Annotated in this window: 15 protein-coding genes, 1 tRNA gene and 1 pseudogene; 7 read left to right on the top strand and 10 right to left on the bottom strand. The window is 37.6% G+C overall.

What is annotated here, in order from left to right; genetic code table 11:
* Complete coding sequence (locus FD46_RS04060; RefSeq protein WP_057895915.1) at positions 1-669, top strand: ABC transporter ATP-binding protein; 669 nt, start codon at positions 1-3, stop codon at positions 667-669.
* A 113-nt stretch (positions 670-782) separates the two neighbouring features.
* A complete protein-coding gene (locus tag FD46_RS04055; protein WP_057895914.1) occupies positions 783-1,763 on the top strand; it encodes a linear amide C-N hydrolase in 981 nt (326 codons plus the stop codon).
* A 74-nt stretch (positions 1,764-1,837) separates the two neighbouring features.
* On the opposite strand, the gene FD46_RS04050 is transcribed toward FD46_RS04055, so the two are convergent.
* Genes FD46_RS04050 through FD46_RS04040 form a run of 3 tightly spaced genes read right to left on the bottom strand, consistent with a single transcriptional unit; the run spans position 1,838 to position 4,795 of the window.
* Complete coding sequence (locus FD46_RS04050) at positions 1,838-2,749, bottom strand: glycine betaine ABC transporter substrate-binding protein (RefSeq protein ID WP_057895913.1); 912 nt, start codon at positions 2,747-2,749, stop codon at positions 1,838-1,840.
* A gap of 16 nt (positions 2,750-2,765) precedes the next feature.
* Positions 2,766-3,605 carry an ABC transporter permease gene (locus FD46_RS04045; protein WP_057895912.1) on the bottom strand — a complete coding sequence of 280 codons (840 nt, stop codon included), beginning with the start codon at positions 3,603-3,605 and terminating at the stop codon, positions 2,766-2,768.
* Positions 3,605-4,795, bottom strand: coding sequence for a quaternary amine ABC transporter ATP-binding protein (locus FD46_RS04040; RefSeq protein ID WP_057895911.1), 1,191 nt, complete (start codon positions 4,793-4,795; stop codon positions 3,605-3,607). The genes FD46_RS04045 and FD46_RS04040 overlap by 1 nt, the downstream gene beginning before the upstream one ends.
* 451 nt (positions 4,796-5,246) lie before the next feature.
* Between FD46_RS04040 and FD46_RS04035 the strand changes: the two genes are divergently transcribed.
* The 5 genes from FD46_RS04035 (at position 5,247) to FD46_RS04015 (ending at position 10,281) form a co-directional block, all read left to right on the top strand.
* On the top strand, positions 5,247-6,173 hold the full coding sequence (locus tag FD46_RS04035) for a phosphate/phosphite/phosphonate ABC transporter substrate-binding protein (protein WP_057895910.1): 927 nt from the start codon (positions 5,247-5,249) through the stop codon (positions 6,171-6,173).
* A 210-nt stretch (positions 6,174-6,383) separates the two neighbouring features.
* Entirely contained in the window at positions 6,384-7,148 is a 765-nt protein-coding gene (phnC, locus tag FD46_RS04030) for a phosphonate ABC transporter ATP-binding protein (protein ID WP_057896021.1), read from the top strand.
* Positions 7,145-7,933 carry a phosphonate ABC transporter, permease protein PhnE gene (phnE, locus tag FD46_RS04025; protein ID WP_057895909.1) on the top strand — a complete coding sequence of 263 codons (789 nt, stop codon included), beginning with the start codon at positions 7,145-7,147 and terminating at the stop codon, positions 7,931-7,933. Before phnC ends, phnE (FD46_RS04025) begins: the two co-directional genes overlap by 4 nt.
* Positions 7,930-8,727 carry a phosphonate ABC transporter, permease protein PhnE gene (phnE, locus tag FD46_RS04020; protein WP_057895908.1) on the top strand — a complete coding sequence of 266 codons (798 nt, stop codon included), beginning with the start codon at positions 7,930-7,932 and terminating at the stop codon, positions 8,725-8,727. The genes phnE (FD46_RS04025) and phnE (FD46_RS04020) overlap by 4 nt, the downstream gene beginning before the upstream one ends.
* Before the next feature lie 3 nt (positions 8,728-8,730).
* On the top strand, positions 8,731-10,281 hold the full coding sequence (locus tag FD46_RS04015) for a bifunctional metallophosphatase/5'-nucleotidase (protein WP_057895907.1): 1,551 nt from the start codon (positions 8,731-8,733) through the stop codon (positions 10,279-10,281).
* A 52-nt stretch (positions 10,282-10,333) separates the two neighbouring features.
* Here the strand turns inward: FD46_RS04015 and msrB are convergent, their stop codons facing one another.
* The 7 genes and pseudogenes from msrB to FD46_RS03980 all read right to left on the bottom strand — a co-directional run.
* The gene (msrB, locus tag FD46_RS04010; RefSeq protein ID WP_187329018.1) at positions 10,334-10,777 is read right to left on the bottom strand and encodes a peptide-methionine (R)-S-oxide reductase MsrB; all 444 of its coding nucleotides are present in this window, start codon (positions 10,775-10,777) and stop codon (positions 10,334-10,336) included.
* A 59-nt stretch (positions 10,778-10,836) separates the two neighbouring features.
* Complete coding sequence (locus tag FD46_RS04005) at positions 10,837-11,361, bottom strand: methylated-DNA--[protein]-cysteine S-methyltransferase (RefSeq protein WP_057895905.1); 525 nt, start codon at positions 11,359-11,361, stop codon at positions 10,837-10,839.
* A 416-nt stretch (positions 11,362-11,777) separates the two neighbouring features.
* A tRNA-Ala gene (locus FD46_RS04000) sits at positions 11,778-11,850 on the bottom strand.
* Between the two features lie 732 nt (positions 11,851-12,582).
* Positions 12,583-13,236, bottom strand: coding sequence for an ABC transporter permease (locus FD46_RS03995; RefSeq protein WP_057895904.1), 654 nt, complete (start codon positions 13,234-13,236; stop codon positions 12,583-12,585).
* Positions 13,233-14,171 (bottom strand): osmoprotectant ABC transporter substrate-binding protein, encoded by a 939-nt coding sequence (locus tag FD46_RS03990; RefSeq protein WP_057895903.1) that lies wholly within the window; start codon positions 14,169-14,171, stop codon positions 13,233-13,235. Before FD46_RS03990 ends, FD46_RS03995 begins: the two co-directional genes overlap by 4 nt.
* Before the next feature lie 11 nt (positions 14,172-14,182).
* A complete protein-coding gene (locus FD46_RS03985) occupies positions 14,183-14,812 on the bottom strand; it encodes an ABC transporter permease (protein ID WP_057895902.1) in 630 nt (209 codons plus the stop codon).
* A 2-nt stretch (positions 14,813-14,814) separates the two neighbouring features.
* Positions 14,815-15,240 (bottom strand): annotated as a pseudogene (locus FD46_RS03980) (CBS domain-containing protein); the annotation flags it as partial.
* Between the last annotated feature and the right edge of the window lie 54 nt (positions 15,241-15,294).

The raw sequence follows: 15,294 nt of genomic DNA, 5'->3' as shown, positions 1-15,294 counted from the left end.
GTGACAGGATTAAAATTGATAGATGTAAGCAAGGTATATGGGACTGGCAGCAGCCGGTTTGTTGCACTAAGCCAAGTCAACTTTGAAGTTGAAGAAAGCCAGCTGGTTTTAGTGGTAGGACCGTCTGGTTCTGGAAAGACAACTTTTCTTACAATTGCAGGCGGGCTGCAGACTCCTAGTTCTGGAGATGTATTGATCAACGGGCAAGATATTACCTTGCTTTCTCAAAAAGAACAGACTAAAATGCGATTAACTACTGTTGGCTTTGTGCTTCAGGCCTATAATTTAGTACCTTACCTGACAGTAAAAGAGCAATTTGATTTGCTTGAAAAAGTTAAAACGAATAACCTTTCCGAAAAGCAGTTCAATTCAGTTTTAAATATTCTAGGAATAAAAGAACTGCTGTTCAAATATCCAGATGAATTATCTGGAGGGCAGAAACAACGTGTGGCGATCGCAAGGGCATTGTTTGCTGATCCAGAATATATTTTAGCAGACGAGCCCACTGCCTCACTTGATACTGGACGTACGATGCAGGTTATGAACCTATTGAAAAGGCTGGCCCATGAAAACCAAAAAACAATTATAGTAGTGACGCATGATCTCCGGTTAGAAAAAATGGCGGATAAGGTTTATCAGATAACCGATGGAAAAATGAAGAAAGTCTAGACGAATAAGAAGTTTAGGTACGTGTTTTCATGACACTGGAGTTAAAAGTTCACGATTTACGATTTTTTATTGAGCTTCAGCTTTCAATAGGCTGAAACGGGAGGTTTAGGAGTATGTGTACGAGTATTTTTCAAGTGGGGGCAGATGGCAGTCATGTACTTTCACGTACCATGGACTGGCATAGGTTGGTTGCAGGCCCAGTCTTTGTCCCTCGTAATTTTAGGTGGCAATCAGATTTCGATGGTATTTCTCGCACGAATCGGTTTGCAATGCTTGGAACTGGGAGAAAGCGTGATTTTGAGATTGATATTTCTGATGGAGTTAATGAATGCGGTTTAAGTGTACAAAAACTAACATTTAAGAATGGGGCACAGTTGCTTGATGAATGTGATAATGATCATATTTGCTTAGCACCTTTTGAGCTACCATTATATTTACTAGCAAACTTCAGTTCGGTAGCAGACATTGAAACACATATTGAAGAGATTCGTTTATTGAGTGGAAAAAATGCAGTAAAGGATTATGGTTATCCGGAACTCCACTACGTTGCGGCAGATAAGACAGGGCGGATTGTAATTATAGAGCCGAACCGGCAGCCGCTTAAGTTGCAGGATAATCCTCTTGGGGTGGTTACTAATGCATATGATTTTAAGCAGCAGCTAAAAAAATTAGCAGGATATTTGAACTTTACCCCAGAATTTATTAATCAAAATATTTCTAATGATGTTTCAAAAATAAGCACTGGGAGCTTTGCGGGAAAAAAAGTACCTTCAAGTTCTTATACACCTAGTGGACGTTTTATTCGTGCTGCTTATTATAAAGAGAGAGTTGATCAGCCGCAAAATGAGGAAGCTAACATTATTAGTAGTTTTCATTTGCTTGACAGTGTAAGTGTTCCGAAAAGCAGTGCTTATCAAAAGACATATTCGGTTTATCGTTCTTCCTTTTGTCTAGAATCATTGCGGTATTACTTTGAGCCGTATAATCGTATCAGTCCGGTCAGCTTGCAGTTAACTCGTAAAATGTTGGATTTTGAAAAGCCACATTTTTTTATTGTTAAGAATGAACTTAGTGAGCAAAAGTTAAAAATTTAAGAAAATAATTTAAAAAAGGCCGCTGCATTCTAGGTTAATGTAGAATACAACGATCTTTTTTAAATAGATAAATGTTATTTAGTTTTTAAATCTTCTATTGAATTAATGTTTTTCATATATGTCGGTACTGCTAAGCCTGTTTTTGCACCATGTAGGTTTTGATGAACATCAATATATTTTCCTTTAAATTTGTGGGCGTAAACAGCATGTGTAGTTGGAAGCCAAGCACTTAGCGAAAAATCTGCAGCACCGGTTGCAACAGCAGTCCACATTGGTTGTGCTTCCATTGCTCGGATATCAACTTGATACCCTCGCTTTTCCAAAACTTCTTTAGCAATGTTTGCAGAAGCAATTTCAGAGTCCCAAGCAACATAGGCAATCGTAATTTTTTTATTTTTCCCAGCGGATACATTCGAAAGCCATTTTTTAACTTGATCAGGATGTTTTTTTAGATAGCTTTTTGCAGCTTCTTGAGGTGAAGTTCCGTTGTTAACAGCAAACATTACTTCTGAGATTTGTGAAGTGTTCCATGAGAAATTTTTCAAAAAGGTGTATACCCCAGGAGAATCCTTCTGTAATCCTAATCGTGAAATGGAGTGGATGTTCTCAGATTTACCGTAAATCATTTTTGGATCTTTTAAGAATTTAAGTTTATATTTAGTGAACATCCAATGAGGCACCCAACCAGTAACTACAATAGGCTGCTTATTTTTGATAGCTTTACCGAGAACAGTTGTCATTGCAGCAGTTGAACTTGTTTGTAACTGCCAATTATGATTTTTTAAACCGTATTTTTCAAGCGCAGTCTGGGTATTTCCCATTATTCCAGCCCCTGCATCGATCCCTGTGATCGTATAATTGATCTGTGGGCCTAATTTTTCCTCAGGATGGTAAGGTTCGGTTGTACTTCCACAGCCAGAAAGCAAAAAAATAAGCAGCAGACTTAGAAGACACCATTTCAGGAATTTGAAATTCTTGCGCAGCAAGTGATCACTCCTTTCATCATTTCTTTTTTTGCAAAGTGTTGCTCATTCTATCGATGATGATTGCCAGTATTACGATTGCTAAACCGGCTGTAAAACCTGCCCCTGCATTATTGCGACCAACCGCAAAGTAAACCTGAGTTCCAAGTCCAAGTGTTCCGATCATTGAAGCAATCACTACCATCGATAGTGCCAGCATCAAAGACTGTGAAACTCCTGCCATAATAGTTGAACGTGCTAACGGCAATTGAACCTTAATAAGTTTTTGCCAGCCATTTGCACCGTAAGAGTCAGCAGCTTCCACCAGATCGGTTGGAACCTGCCGGATTCCTAAGTTGGTCATTCTAACTGTAGGAGGCATTGCGAAAATAATAGATGCGATAGCCCCTGGTACCGTACCAATTCCAAAAAATGCTACTGCCGGAATCAGATAAACAAAAGCCGGCATCGTTTGCATAAAATCTAAAATGGGTCGTACAATCAACTGAACAGCATTACTCTTAGCCATCCAGATACCTAATGGAATACCAATTATATAGACAATCAAACACGATGTTAAAACTAACGTTAATGTCTGTGTCATATCTCTCCAATAGCCGATGACCCAAATATATAAAAGACCGAGAAGCTCAAATGTCAAAAGACCATATTTTTTTTCGTGACGCTTGCTAAAATAAGTTGTACCTAGAACCAATACGATAAAGAGCCATGCCGGTAATAGATCAAAGATCCATTGAAACACATTTGCAATTGAACTGATTCCATCACTAATAGCATTAAAAACTCCTGTAAACTGAGAGAGCCAGTCAACAAACGAATTAATCCATTTTTCCAGCGATGCTGCTATTGTTAAAGTCATTATTCTACCTCATCTCCTGCTAAAGCTGCCAAAACGGCACCACGGACAATAATCCCTTTCAGGTGACTATCTTCATCAAGAACTGCAAGAGGGATCTGGGTTGTGGAAACTTCAGAAAGAAGTTCATTAAGCGGTGTATCGGGGTGTGCTACTGGGACATTGCGCATTAACACAGATTTTAAGTCTTTTGAACCCTTACGAATTAAGTTTGAAACATCGCTTGCATCAGCCCAGCCGATAAAATGCCGCTGGTTGTCAACAACGTAGATGGATGATGTATTATTAGCCTGCATTTCGCGTAATGCAGTTCGAGGACCAGATTTCTCGATATTGACAGTGGCAGGGTTAATCATTACATTACTGGCAGTTAAAACCCTAGTTCGATCAACTTCTTCTATGAATTTTTCAACGTAATCGTTTGCTGGATTTGTTAAAATTTCTTCCGGAGTACCAGTTTGTACGACCATACCATTACGCATGATCATAATATGATCCCCAAGCTTCAGAGCTTCATTAAGATCATGACTTATGAAGACAATAGTTTTATTTAAATCGGACTGAATTTTTAAAAGCTCATCTTGCATTTCTTTACGGTTCAATGGGTCAAGCGCAGAGAAAGCTTCATCCATAAGCAGAATCTGCGTATTGCTTGCAAGTGCACGTGCCAATCCAACCCGCTGCTGCATGCCGCCTGAGAGCTGTGAAGGATACTGAGTTCCATAACCGCTTAAGCCAACAATTTTAAGAGCTTTTTTAGCTTTTTTCAAACGTTCATTTTTTTCAATTCCTTGGAGTTCAAGTCCAAACGCAACGTTATCTAAGATGGTATAGTGTGGTAAGAGAGCAAAGTTTTGAAAAACCATACTCATTTTTTCTCGTCTGAACTCTATCAGTTCTTTTTTACCTAGTTTAGTTAGATCTTTTCCTTCTACTAAAATTTGTCCTGAAGTCACAGGAATTAGTTGATTAATCATACGCAGCATAGTGGATTTTCCGCTTCCTGAAAGTCCCATGATTACGAACAATTCCCCACGATTTATCTTAAAACTTGCCTGATCGACCCCAACAGTAGCGCCTGTTTTAGCAAGAATTTCTTCTTTACTCGCCTCTTGAGAGGCCATTTTTTTTGCTTTAGATATTTGTTTTCCAAATATCTTAGTGACATTTTTAACTTCTATCTCTACTGACATCTCATTCTCCTTATGTTGTTAAGTGTAAATAAAAAAGCAATCGTTACCATGATAAACATATTTTTAAAGGCAATGTCAAGAAATGAGCATTTAGCTAAAAATTGTTTTGGAGTAAAATACTAGCTTTAATTCAGAATAAGGCTAGTACCTTAGTCTATTTTTTTACGTAAAGCTTACAAAAAAAGGGATGTTTCCTTACACTAGCAATTTATACTGAAGAAGTCATGTGAAATTGCAGATGATTTGTCTGGCAGCGATGATACTGTCCTTTTACAAATCCTTTTTAGGTAAGGAGTTGCCTAAATTTCAGACAGAGTTAACGTTTTTTTAGGGATTTTTTAGCTTTCGGGGGGAAGCCTATCGTTAACAAAGTTTGATAGATTTGGGGATTTTTAATCAGCTGTGATTTTGCGTGATTAAAATATGCAATTATTTAAGAGGAGTGGGGAAAGTGAAATTAAGTAAAAGAATTTTTGCTTTAGTTTCAATGGCATTATGTGTAACTGTACTTGTTGCATGCGGTAAGTCAACAGTAAAAGGTGCAAGTGATCCAAAAGAGTTAAAAGTTCAATTCGTCCCTTCATCAAATGCTACAACGATTGAAGCTAAGGCTAAGCCACTCGAAGGCTTATTGAAAAAGGAATTAGGAATCCCAGTTAAGGTAAGTGTTTCTACTGACTACAATACTATCGTAGAAGCTATGGGTTCAAAAAAAATTGATGTTGGTTTCTTACCGCCTGACGCTTATGTGCTTGCACACAAACAATATGGTGCCAAGGTACTTTTGCAAGCACTGCGTTTTGGTGTTAAAGAGCCTAATGATGAGTCTACTGGAAAGATGGTTGATTTTTATCGTTCTCAGATTTTAGTACGTAAAGACAGTGGAATTACCAAGCTTTCAGACTTAAAGGGTAAAAAGATTGCTGTCCAAGATACGACATCAACAGCCGGATGGATTTTCCCAGCAGCTTCGCTCTATAAAGAAGGTGTCAACATCAATAAAGATAATATCAAGACAGTACAAGTAAAGGGGCATGATCAAGGAGTTTTAGCGGTTTATAACGGTAATACTGATGCGGCGTTTGTCTTCCAAGGTGCTTGTAAGCTTGTGACTAAGGATGCGCCGGATGTAATGAACAAAGTAGTGCCTATTTATACAACAGCTAAAATTCCTAACGATACTATTACTGTTCGTAAAGATATGAGTGAAAAATGGCAGAAAAAGATAAAAGAGGCCTTCAAGAAAATTGCTAAGTCCAAGAAAGGGCATGAAATTATTTCCAGCGTTTATTCGCATGAAGGTTATGCAGATTCTAAGGACAGTAATTTTAATGTAATTCGAGAATACGATAAGACAGCTGAAAAATTGAATAAGTAAACTGATGGCATTACAAGTTTTAATTGAATAAAAGCTTTTATCTAACCAATTATAATTGTAATCATTTTGGTTGGCTGCAGGTAGTTTTTGTTAGAAACACGTTAATTTTTAACAATAATTATAAAATGATATTCGGAAAAAATAGAGGGTGAGCCAAAACGTCAGTTTTGTCCCAGCCTCTTTTTGATAGAAGGGCGGAACTAGTTAATGATGACGAAACAGCCATTGATCTCTTTTAAGAATGTTTCAAAGATCTATAATAACGGTACAGTAGGATTGAAAAAAGTTAATTTGGATATTTTTCAAGGAGAATTTGTAGTAATAGTGGGGCTTTCAGGAGCCGGTAAAAGTACATTATTACGTACGATTAATAAAATGCATAATATCACTGATGGCGATATTACAATAAATGGAGAATCTATTACCCCTTTGAAAGGCAAAAAATTGTGCAAGCTGAGATCTTGCATTGGGATGATTTTTCAAAATTTTAATCTGGTTAAACGTTCCAGTGTATTGCGCAATGTTTTAATAGGACGGGTTGGATATTATCCTACTTGGAAAAGTGTACTTGGAATTTTTAGTCCTGAAGATAAGAAAAAAGCTGCCACAGCTTTGCAGCGGGTTAATTTAGCTGAAAAGATATATGCCCGTGCGGATGAACTTTCTGGTGGACAGCAACAGCGGGTTGCTATTGCCAGAGTATTTATGCAAAATCCTAAAATTATACTGGCAGATGAACCAGTTGCCTCCCTTGACCCGCTAACGACAAATGCAATTATGGATGATCTAAAAAATTTAAATCGAGAATTTAAGATGACTGTGATAGTTAATCTGCATTCTGTTCCGCTAGCCTTAAAATATGCTGATAGAATTATTGGGCTGCGTGCCGGTGAACTTGTGTATGATAAAACGATCACTGAAGTTTCAGAACAAGATTTCAAGACCATTTACCAAGAGGAAGGAGCGATTCGATGAATGAAATACCAAAACGGACTATTATTCAAAAATATCACGTAAGAGGAATCCTTATTACAGTTATTCTCTCTCTGCTGTTAATTTTTTCCTCAATCATGACTGGAGTGGATTGGAGTGAATTTTTCAGCAATCTTGGGCAATTTTTTGCCTTGTTAGGAAGAATGGCTAACCCGGATTGGCAGTATCTGAACGTGGTAGTCCAACCTATTATTGAAACTATTCAAATGGCTTTATTAGGAACTACAATCGGTACAGCAGTTGCAATTCCCTTTGCATTTTTAGCGGCACGCAATTTAGTAAAAAGCTTATTGGTTCGAGGTGTTACAAGGTTTGTTCTTAACTTGGTCCGGACTTTGCCAGATCTTTTATTGGCTGCGTTATTTGTAGCCATTGTTGGAATTGGACCGACTGCCGGAGTTTGGACATTGGCAATTTTTTCTTTTGGAATGATTTCTAAGTTATTTTATGAAACAGTTGAAACGATTGAAAAAGGTCCAATAGAGGCTTTGCGCGCGGCTGGAGCTAATAAAATTCAAATCATTGTTTTTGCAGTAATACCGCAAGTAATAAATAATTTTATTAGTTATTTTCTGTATACCTTTGAGATCAATGTACGGGCTTCAACAGTACTTGGATACTTAGGAGCTGGTGGTATCGGAGTTTTTCTTCAGAGATCGCTTTCTTCATTCAGATATGATCAAACGGCTGTTATCATTATTGCAATTTTAATTGTTGTCGTAATAATTGACAGTTTGAGTAATACGTTGAGGGAGAGATTATTATGACAGAAAAAAGTAAATTTTTTTCTAAGAGATATAAATGGCTCTTTTGGATGATTCCACTAGCAGTAATCTACCTGTGGAGTATTATTGGGCTTTCTTTTTCTGGAATTCAAGCTTCTGCTGGAGAAGTTTCACAATCAATTATCTATGGATTATTTCATCCTGACTGGGCCTATGTCTATGATGGTTCGGGAGAAGATTTATTGTCATTGATTGTACAGACGCTTGCAATCGCTTTTCTAGGAACATTTGTTTCGGGTATTTTAAGTATTCCCTTTGCTTTTTGGGCAGCAAGAGGGCCGATACACAAGACGTTATATTGGCGTTCAAGTAGTGGAAAATTTGTCTTGGTTTTTATTCGGACCTTTCCTGAACTAGTATTGGCAATTATGTTTATTAAAGCCGTTGGGCCGGGTTCTTTTGCTGGTGTGCTGGCTGTTTCTATTCACTCTATTGGGATGTTGGGAAAGCTGTTCAGCGAAGCAATAGAAAATATGGATCTTGGAGTGGAAGAGGCATTGGTTTCAGCAGGCGGCAATAAGTTTGATGTTTTGTGTCTGGCAACTCTTCCCACAGTAATGCCAGAATTTATGTCCTTTACACTCTATCGTTTTGAAATTGCAGTTCGTTCAGCTTCTATTTTGGGAATGGTTGGAGCAGGCGGTATCGGGACTCCTCTTTTATTTGCAATTCAGACACGTTCTTGGTCTCGAGTCGGTATAATTTTATTTGGGATTATTATTATGGTTACCGCCATTGATTGGCTTTCCGGAGTGTTGAGAAAGAAGCTGGTTTAAATAATGAAAGTTCAAATTTTATCTACAAGTGATGTTCATGGCTTTATTTATCCTACTAATTTCAGTCAAAGAAATGATCAACGTTCTTTTGGTTTTTTAAAGGCTGCTAGTTTGATAAAGAAACAAAGAGCGGCTGCAGATGTGACTTTTTATATAGAAAATGGCGATTTTATAGAGGGTTCACCTATGGCAGCTTATGCACATCAAAAAACGCAAGGAAAAAATTACTATGAAATATTCATGCGGCTTACCAATCTTTTAAAAACAGATGCCGGCGTTTTAGGAAATCACGAATTTAACTATGGCGAAGCTTACCTGGAAAGGGTACTTGCAAAGCGAGACTACCCTATCTTAGGGGCAAACTTGATAACAAAAAAATCCTCAGTAATAGATGCACCCTATACAATAATCGTTAAAGGTGGACTTAAAGTAGCTATATTAGGCTTGACAACGCAATATATTCCTCATTGGGAACGCTCTGCAAATATCGTTGGTTGGCAATTTAAATCTATTGTAGAAATAGCTAAAAAATGGGTACCGCTCTTACATACAAAAGCAGATCTTGTTATAGTAGCTTACCATGGCGGTTTTGAGTGCGATTTAGTGACGGGAAAACCAAATGAACCCCAAACTGGCGAAAATGAAGGTTTTAAACTTCTTGCTGAGGTTCCTGGAATAGACGTATTGATAACTGGGCATCAACACCGAAAGATCGCTACTAAAATTAATGGAGTTCCTGTAACTCAGCCAGGCTATCGGGGAGATTACGTAGGCTGTATTACTTTGGAACTTGATAAGAACCATAAACTAACAGATTCAAAAGCAGAATTACTTTCAGTTGCTAATGAACAAGTTGAATCTGAAACGACTGCAATAACGCATACATGGTATGCAGATACTCAGAAATGGTTGGATCAGCCGCTTGCTAACATTCAAGGAAATATGGAGATTAAAGATCACCTAAGGGCTCGGCTTTATGGACATCCTTATCTTGATTTTGTAAATCATGTTCAAATGGAAGCAATGGATACTGAAATAGCTGCGACTTCGCTATTTAACGATGAAGTTAAGGGGTTAAGCAAAGAAGTGACAATCCGTAATGTTTTAAATAGTTATGTTTTTCCTAACACTTTGGTTGTTGAACGGGTTTCTGGGAGAGATTTAAAAGAAGCACTTGAACGTTGTGCATCATTTTTTGAAATTCAGCAAGATGGCACTATTAAAATAGCACCAAGTTTTTTGGAACCAAAGCAGCAGCTTTTTAATTATGATTACTATACTGGGATTGAATATACTTTTGATCTTACCCAACCTGTGGGCTGCAGAGTTAAAAATCTGCAGTATCGTGGACAAAGAGTAGAAATGACAGAGCATTTTAAAGTGGCACTAAATCAGTATCGAGGAGTTGGCGGAGGAGAATATCCGATGTTTTCAGCTGCAAAGGTTTTAAACAGTTCAGATATAGAAGTTCCACAATTGTTGATTGATTACTTGAATAAACATCCTAAGATATCAGCGACAATTCCGCATAACATTAAAGTTATTACAGAATAAAAAATGTAACCCGAAACACTTGTAAGCTGTGTTTTGGGTTACATTTTCTTACTTATTCAAACAGCTTCTGAAATTCTCCATAGCCCTTTTCCTTTAACTGTGAAACCGGAACAAAATGTAATGCTGCAGAATTAATACAGTAGCGCAGTCCGCCCTTTTCTTGCGGGCCATCTGTAAAAACATGGCCTAAATGAGAAAGAGCTTTCTTGCTGCGTACTTCAGTACGATGCATTCCGAATGACCAATCAGCTTTTTCTTTAATATTAGTATGTGAAAGCGGTTGAGTAAATGAAGGCCAACCGCAGCCTGCATCGTATTTGTCTAGCGAACTGAAGAGAGGTTCTCCACTTACAACGTCAACGTAGAGTCCTTCTTCATAAAAGTTATCATACTTTCCTGAAAAAGGCCGTTCTGTTGCTGCGTTTTGTGTAACATTAAACGCTTCGGCTGATAACTTTTTCTTTAATTCTTCATTAATTTTTGTCATTTTCTCCACCCTTTCGAAATAATATAGCCGTTTAAAAATCAGGAATTATTTTACAAGCAGTTGAAGTGTTATGAAGGGAAATGAAAGTTATTTACATCAATCCCTTCATGTTGAAGCAGCTGGACTTTTTTATCAATTCCTCCAGCATAGCCGGTCAAGCTGCCTGTGCTGCCGATCACACGATGACAAGGAATTAAAATAGCTATCGGGTTGTGTCCAATGGCGCCTCCAACTGCTTGTGCATAAACAGAGGACTTGTGCATGCGTGCGGCGACCCTTTGTGCTATTTGGCCATAGGTGCAGTAATGACCATAAGGGATAGTTAATAAAGCCTCAAGAACAAATTGACGAAATTCGCTAACTTGGGGTTTTATAGGAATATCTTTAACATTTGGTTTTTTAAAGGAAAAATAGTCATTTAGCCAGCATTTTGTCTTTTTTAAAACAGGTGTCCACTGTAGTTGGACTTCATGGGCGACCAAAGTTGCCTTATAGTATTTTTGTCCCTTAAACCAGATGCCCACTAAATTATTTTCGTCACTTACCAGAGTCAGTTCACCAACTGGTGAAACCATCTTTTGTTGATAGAACATGTAATTTCTCCTTTTCAGATAACATAGTGAAGTAGTGCAGTAAAGTAACTTGGTGCCGTATGCAATGTTACTAAACAATTTTTCTTATTACTAATTAAAGAACATTAATAAAAAACTTGCAATTATTATGATGGCTTAGAGGTTGCAATAGTTTGTAAAAATTTAACAGTGATGGTTTAAAAATACTTAATAAGCAATGCGCAAATTACAAATTTAGCGAAAAAAAGAGTGTGCCAAAAGACTGACTATTGCAACACGTTAATATAAAAACTGCAAGAGAATATAAAAAAGCTAAGCCAAAACATAACTTTTGACCTAGCTCCTTTTAAAATAATATGTTTTTAAGACCTACAAAAAAATAGGTAATAGGAGAAAAAATGAACAGCAGATTAAGTCTGATATTCATAACAATATGATGGATCATGCCGGACTTGAACCGGCGACCTCCTACATGCGAAGCAGGCGCTCTCCCAACTGAGCTAATGACCCAAACAAACTATAATAATAGCACACTTAAGAAAATATGCAATAATGTATCTAGATTGAAACTGGTGCGCAAAAAGTCATTATAAAAGTATTAAAGGCAAATTTGATAGGAGTAGTCTCGTGGAAATCATAGATACAGTTTTCTTGCTGATTTTTGGCATAACCTTTGCAAACTTTGAGGCACAAAAATAAAGCTTTCTGTCGCATACAATCTGGCAGATCCCAGCAGGAACTGTGTTGGCAGTGGCACCTACCTTTTCAAACTACGAAATTAAATTAGATTCTGAATGGTTTACATGATATTGACCAGCAGAACCGTTTTCATTTTGCTAAGGCCAAAATAAATGGCAAAAATTTCGCTGGAAACTTCAAAACAATTTTCAGACCGGCTGGTTTATTAGCTGTTTTATTAATCATAATTAGTACATTTTTACGAGGCTGGTATTGAGATGAAGTTGGAGTTTTGTTCTTGTTTTAGCAGAAATTGAGATGCTAATTAAAGAGAACACAGGACCTTTGAACTAAGTTTTATAGCTGAAACAAAAGAAAATAAAGAAGATTTTAACAACGAGATCAGAGTCTTGTATGATGAAATAATTTCAGTCCAAAATCTTTTGATGAAAGCGAAAGCATAGTTTTTACGTTTAAACATCACATTCTTTTACTAAACTATTTAAGCCTAATCCTGATAATCAGGTGGTCTACTTTAACTTTTTTTGCTTTCCAACAGGCATCTCAATTTGTCTTAGGGCTTAGTTTACGCTGAACAAACCCTAAGACAAAATCAGAGATAATTGTCATTAGTGCAGTTGGCAGAGCACCTGCTAAGATTATTGCTCCTCCATTTGTGGCATTTGTTCCACGGATAATAATATCTCCCAGACCGCCTGCACCGACAAAGGCTCCGATAGCAGTTATTCCGATAGCAATTACAAGGGCATTTCTGATTCCACCCATGATTACTGAAAAGGCAAGGGGCAATTCAATCAGATAGAGAATCTGAAACTTGGTCATTCCCATACCCTTGCCTGAATCAAGAATATCAGAATCAACATTCTGCATACCAGCGTAAGTATTTTTGATGATGGGCAAGAGTGAGTAAAGGAAGACGGTCATAATAACCGTATTAACTCCTAGCCCTAAACCAAGCATAATAATCGAAAGCATTGCAAGAGAAGGAATTGTTTGAATTAGATTAGCGATTCCGATAATAATGTCGCTGAGCCTTTTTCTGCGGGCGATAAAAATTCCTAGAGGAACGCCGATAATTGCCGCAAAAGAAACTCCATATATTGAAATTAAAAAATGACGGCTGAACTGCTGTAAGACAAAAAGCCCATTATGAGCAAAGTAGTACCAGAATTGTTGCCAAGTGTTAAGATTAGTCATTTTCTGTCATCTCCTTTGAAATAATTATTTTTTTCAAGAAATTGTTTTGCTGCAACAGAGGGTTCTAATAGATTATTATCAACTTCATAATTTAAGGTTTGCATAGTTTTTAAGTTGATTTTTCCATCTAAACGGTGAAGAATCGGCGCAAGTTTAGGATATTTTTTCAGCAGAGAATCATTAACAACCATGGAGCAGTTATAAGGAGGAAAGAAACGCTTATCATCCCTTAGAACTTTCAGATTATAGCTTTTTATTCTGCCATCAGTTGAATATCCTAAAACTGTCTGCATTTTCCCTGCTTCAACAGCGTCGTATACAAGCCCGATCTGCATTGGATATACTTTGGCAAAGCTGAAATTATAGTACTTTGTGAAATCCTTATAGCCATCCCCCTTGCGGTTCATCCATGAAGTATCGACACCAGCTTTTAAATTACTGGCGATTTTTTGAAGATCTGAAATAGTGTTTAGGTGATACTTTTTGGCGAAGTCCTGTGTAGTCATAAAAGCGTAAGTGTCTGCAAAGCCATATGAAGGAAACCAGGTTTGATGATACCTTTCTTTAAATTCTTTTTTGACAATGCGCGTTGCTTTTTGAGGGTTCTTGATATTGTTTAATTGTAAAATACCGGTCAGATCGGTTCCGGTATAACGAGTTGCTGAGATATCTGCATCGTGGCGTAGCATTGCCTGATGAGCCACTGTTGATGAGCCCAAGTTGTTAACAAGTGAAGTCTTGTAACCAAGTTCATGTTCTATCAACTGCGCAACAATGTTAGCAATAATCTGTGATTCTGTTGAACTTTGAGAAGCGATCTTAATAGTACTGTTATCTGATCCGCTGACTCCAGGAAGGCCGCAGCCGGATAATGATAACAATGGACAAAATGACAGAAAGAAGAGTAGAATTATTTTTTTTATTATTCTGGGCATTTTTTCACCTTCTATTTTCGTTGAGTAACTGGAGCTAAAGATTTTTCTAACTTTCCCAACACAAAATCAACGAGAATTGCCATAATAGCAACAGGAATTGTGCCGCCAATAATTAAATCCGGTTGGAAGAGGTTTAAGCCATTAAAGATAAGATCCCCCAGGCCACCGCCACCGATGTAGGAGGCCAGAGTTGCCCAAGAAATGACATAGACTGCTGATAAACGGATTCCGGCCATGATAATGGGCATTGCAATTGGTACCTCAACGTGTCTGATTGACTGCATTCGAGTCATCCCCATACCCTTGACACTGTCTTTTAGTTGAGGAGAAACTTTTTCCATCCCGATATAAGTATTTCTAAGAATCGGAAGGAGAGAGTAAATGAACAAAGCGATAATTGCGGGCAATTTTCCAATTCCAAAAAGTGGGATCATCAGGGCCAGTAAAGCAAGTGAAGGAATGGTCTGCAGCATTCCTGCAATTCCAATTACGATTTTTGCTGTTTTAGAGGTTCTTGTAAGTAATATTCCTGCTGGAACAGCAACAGCAATTCCGAATAAAAGTGCTAAAGCCGAGGTGTAGAATTGTTCCCAAGTTTTGAAAAGAAGCTCACTTCCATATTCGTTTAAAAAACTGATCATTTTTATACACCTCCCTGCAGCTTTGCACCAGGTGGTTGTTCTGAAAGATTTTCACTTTCATTTTTGTCCCCCCAGATTATGTCATATACCATATCTACAAGTGCAGATCTTGTGACAATTCCGCACAATCTATTTTCATTGTCTACAACCGGGACATACTTTAAACCCTGTTTTAGAATTCTGTCTGCACTGTTGCGAATTAACGTTTTGGTTGTAATTTTGAAAATCTTAGTGATTAAAATATCTGAAACACTTGTCAAATGCTGGTTGCTGGGGTTAAGTGCTAACGATTCAAGATCTATGTAACCTTTTAAGTGATTTTCATCATCTGTAACTAAAAGAGTATCTACACGGCGTTCGTGCATCAGTTGAATTGCACTTTTTAATGAACGACCCAGTGTAATCGAGACTGGGTCTTTCAGCATTATTTATTGTCTTTAGACCTAGTTGAGCTCGCTAGTGTGCGAAACAATAAACCACCC

This window comes from Liquorilactobacillus oeni DSM 19972, assembly GCF_001436275.1.
GTDB classification, from domain to species: Bacteria; Bacillota; Bacilli; order Lactobacillales; family Lactobacillaceae; genus Liquorilactobacillus; species Liquorilactobacillus oeni.
This window is presented reverse-complemented; position numbering and strand designations above follow the sequence as displayed.